Annotated in this window: 1 protein-coding gene; it reads right to left on the reverse strand. The window is 43.8% G+C overall.

The genetic code is table 11. The features are described 5' to 3' along the window. Window positions 1–1,361: amino acid adenylation domain-containing protein (locus tag J8M01_RS23695; RefSeq protein WP_211059589.1), on the reverse strand; the 1,361-nt coding region annotated here is incomplete at both ends.

The raw sequence follows: 1,361 nt of genomic DNA on the forward strand, positions 1-1,361 counted from the left end.
GCTTGCTTGTCTATTTTACCATTTGCTGACAATGGCCATTGAGCCATAAACACAAACCGACTCGGGACCATATATTCTGGGAGTGCGCTTAATAAATGTGATCTCAGTTGTTGCGCTAACCCTGTTTCTTCCTCATCCGTTCTTACATATGCCTGCAACTGTTGCTCGTTCGAACCTTGCGTCACCAGGACAATGGCCTCTAATACTGAATTATGCTCATTTAAATGATGCTCTATCTCTGCTACTTCTACTCGAAACCCGCGTATTTTAACTTGCTCATCTGTCCTGCCTATAAAACACAATTGTCCCTCTTCATCGTAACGTACCAAATCCCCTGTCTTATATAATCGCGAATCTGCTTCATGACTAAAAGGATTCTTCACGAAACGTGATGCTGTTAGCTCTGCTTGATTAAAATATCCATTCGCAACACCTGCGCCCCCTAAATACAACTCTCCTGTTACACCCAAAGGTAACAGCTCTTCTTGTGCCCCTAATACATACACTTGCGTATTCGCAATGGGCTTTCCTATTCTTGGCTCTTTGCTTGGTGCCGAAGTCATCTCATAATAAGTTGAATACGTCGTATCTTCTGATGGCCCATATAAATTCACTACGCGGCGTAAACTATGCTCTGCAAATAAGGTCTCTACTAGCACTTTCTTCAACGGCTCACCCGCCAAATTGACACTCACAACGCTGCTTGGCAATCGCTGTGCTGACACTAATGCATCAATGCCTGATGGCACCGTATTCACCAAACGAATACCTGCAATATCTTCGCTCAGTAAACTCAAAATATTTTCCACTACTATCACTTTGCCGCCAAAGCTCAGTGGCACAAATAATTCAAATACTGATAGGTCAAAGTTCAATGATGTACTTGCCAGGACACCCGCTAATTCATCTTGCTGATAAAACTCTCCACCCCATTGCACCATTGCCATGGCATTTCGATGCGCTATCGATACCCCTTTGGGTTTGCCTGTTGAGCCTGAGGTATAAATCAGGTAACAATTTTGTGCACTGTTAGCATTGACGTTTCTTGCTAAGTTAGTTGTTGGATACTGCGACAATTGTTGTTGTAGCTGATTGTCATCTAATAGCCATTGCGTTATGCCCGTTAAAGCGAGTAACTCATGGGTGTTACTTTGACTAATAACCTGTCGCAACGCAGTATCTTCGATGATGTGATCTAAACGGCTTCTAGGATAGTTCGGGTCCAACGGTATGTATGTTCCCCCCGCTTTTAGCACCCCCAGTAAAGCCACGACCATATTCACCGAGCGTGTCAATAAAATACCTACAGCCTCTCCTTGTTGTAATCCTTCCTGACGTAATAGACATGCTAACTGGTTGGC

Origin of the sequence: Pseudoalteromonas sp. MMG005 (assembly GCF_018101015.1) — a bacterium.
GTDB classification, from domain to species: domain Bacteria; phylum Pseudomonadota; class Gammaproteobacteria; order Enterobacterales; family Alteromonadaceae; genus Pseudoalteromonas; species Pseudoalteromonas aurantia.